The following is a 2,624-nucleotide window of genomic DNA, read 5'->3' on the forward strand; positions in this document are numbered from 1 at the left end:
CGCCCCCCGTGCGACGGCGCACGCGTCCCACAGCGCGCGGAACCTCGCACACTGCCGCGCCCGCCCGCCCACCGTGCGCCGGGGTCAGCAGTGTTCGAACACGTACTCCGGGCTCGAGGGCGTCACGAGGTCCCGATCGCGCAGGATCGTCATCGCCGGCCGCTTCGAGGACGCACACACGGTCGCCCACGGCCGCTCGGTGTTGTCCGAGTACTCGACGTCGATGACCCGCTTCCCGTAGGCCTTCGTGTACGCGCCGCACTCCTGGTAGACGAAGCACTCCTCGGCGACCACGAAGTCGAAGCCGGTCTGCTTCCGCCCGGAGGGCCCGAGCTGCGGGGTGTTCTTCTGCCCGACCGCGAGGCCCTCGCCGTGCCCGACCCGCACGAGTGCCGCTGCGAGCGCCAGGTTCCCCGACCGCGTCAGCTTCCCCTTCGACCGCGTCCACGAGTCGAGGTTGTCGAACTCGACCGCGTCGAAGCCCCGGTCCGCGCACCGCGCGACGCTCTTCGTCAGCACCTTCAGGATGGTGGCGCGCTTGGCGGCGGTCGTGGTGTCGAGGAGCGTCTCGTCCGGCCAGCCCGGGTCGGAGAACGGCCGCCCGCGACCGTCGCGGAGGATCGCCGTCGGGTGGTCGCGCTTCCACATCGCGGCGTCCCCGGGCTGGGTCTGGAAGCCGTTGACGTAGCAGATCGAGTACTTCCCCTCCGCAGGGCGTTCGGTGCTGTCCCGCTCCACGAGCGTGACACCCGACGGCGGAGCGTACGACCCACCGAGCTGGTAGTCCGGGATGCCCGAGGTCGGCAGGTTCCGGTACGACGACGCCGGGGTGGCCGTCGCACAGGAGGCGGTGCCGAGCACGGCGACCAGGGCGGTCGCGACGGTCATGAGCAGGGTCCTGGCACGCACCCGGGCATCCTCGCACGCGCAGGGCGAACGACCCCACCCCCCGGTCCGCGGGGTCGGTCCGCTATGCTGGGAGTACTCGAGGCGCCGATCGCCTCGTGCGTCGTACGGACGCCCCGAACTCCCGACCACCTGCGTGGTCGATGATCGAGCACCTCACGAAGGTGCCCAGGCTTCTCTGCTGCGGCGACTGCGCCAGCCACCATCGTTGGCGCGCATCCCGCCCGCGCGCTGCTCCAGAGCGCGCCCACAGCCGGTCAGACCGGCTGGAAAGGTCACGATGACCGACACCACGAACGACATCCGTTTCTCCGACCTCGGCGTCCCCGCGCCGATGGTCGACGTCCTCGCCCAGCAGGGCAAGGACGCAGCGTTCCCGATCCAGGCCGACACCCTCCCGGACTCGCTCCGGGGCAAGGACGTCCTCGGCCGCGGTCGCACCGGCTCCGGCAAGACCATCGCCTTCGCGATCCCGCTCGCCGCGCGCCTCGCCGCCAGCGGCCGGAAGCGTCGCGCCGGACGCCCCCGCGCCCTGGTGCTCGCCCCGACCCGTGAACTCGCCACGCAGATCGACGCGACCCTCGCGCCGCTCGCGAAGGCGATGGGCCTCAACACCACGACCGTCTTCGGCGGCGTCGGGCAGGGTCGTCAGGTCGACGCCCTCCGCGGCGGCGTCGACATCGTCGTCGCCTGCCCGGGTCGCCTCGCCGACCTCATGCAGCAGGGACACCTCACCCTCGCCGACATCGAGGTCACCGTCCTCGACGAGGCCGACCACATGGCCGACATGGGCTTCCTCCCCGGTGTGACGAAGATCATGCAGGCGACGCCCGAGCAGGGACAGCGGCTGCTGTTCTCGGCCACGCTCGACAACGGCGTGGACAAGCTCGTCAAGAAGTTCCTGCACGACCCGGTCATGCACTCGGTCGACGACGAGACCAGCCCGGTCGAGGCGATGACGCACCACCTGTTCGAGGTCGCCGACGCCGACGCGAAGAAGGACCTGGTCCGCACGCTCGCGAGCGGTACCGGTCGTCGCATCCTCTTCATGCGCACGAAGCACCACGCGAAGCGCCTCGCGAAGCAGCTCACGAGCCAGGGCATCCCGGCCGTCGACCTGCAGGGCAACCTGTCGCAGGGCGCCCGGGAGCGCAACCTCGCGAAGTTCTCCTCCGGCGAGGCCCTCGTCCTCGTCGCCACCGACGTCGCCGCCCGCGGCGTGCACGTCGACCACGTCGAGCTCGTCGTCCACGTCGACCCGCCGACCGAGCACAAGGCGTACCTGCACCGCTCAGGCCGCACCGCACGTGCCGGTTCCTCGGGTGACGTCGTTACGATCTCGCTGCCCGCCGAGCGCCGCGACGTCGCGCAGATGATGCGCGCCGCCGCGATCAAGGTCGCGCCGCAGCAGGTCACGTCGAGCTCGCCCGCCGTCGCCGAGCTCGTCGGCGAGGTCGCTCCGGTCCGCCACGTCGCCCCGGAGCAGCCGGCCCAGCAGCAGCGGGCGCCCAAGCAGCGCTCGGCCGAGTCCGACAGCGCGGGCGGCGGTCGTCGTCGTGGTCGCGGTTCACGCTCGGGAGGCGCGGGTCAGTCCGCGCAGGCGGCTCCGGCCTCCGGGTCGGCCGGTTCCGGCAACCGTCGTGGCGGTCGTCCGGCGGACGCCGAGGGCGGTCGTGGTGGCCAGGCGACCGGTGGTCGTCGCGGCGGCCGTGGCGCCG

General features: G+C 72.3%; 2 protein-coding genes. One reads left to right on the plus strand and one right to left on the minus strand.

Annotated features, from left to right (window positions below; genetic code table 11):
• Positions 1–84: 84 nt before the first annotated feature.
• Positions 85–909, minus strand: coding sequence for an endo alpha-1,4 polygalactosaminidase (locus Q7F20_RS18315; RefSeq protein ID WP_305741486.1), 825 nt, complete (start codon positions 907–909; stop codon positions 85–87).
• Between the two features lie 277 nt (positions 910–1,186).
• On the opposite strand from Q7F20_RS18315, the gene Q7F20_RS18320 reads away from it, so the two are divergent.
• The coding region (locus Q7F20_RS18320; protein WP_305741487.1) for a DEAD/DEAH box helicase at positions 1,187–2,624 on the plus strand (1,438 nt) is incomplete at its 3' end.

The sequence above is a fragment of the Curtobacterium sp. A7_M15 genome, from assembly GCF_030705415.1.
In the GTDB taxonomy this organism is placed as follows: domain Bacteria; phylum Actinomycetota; class Actinomycetes; order Actinomycetales; family Microbacteriaceae; genus Curtobacterium.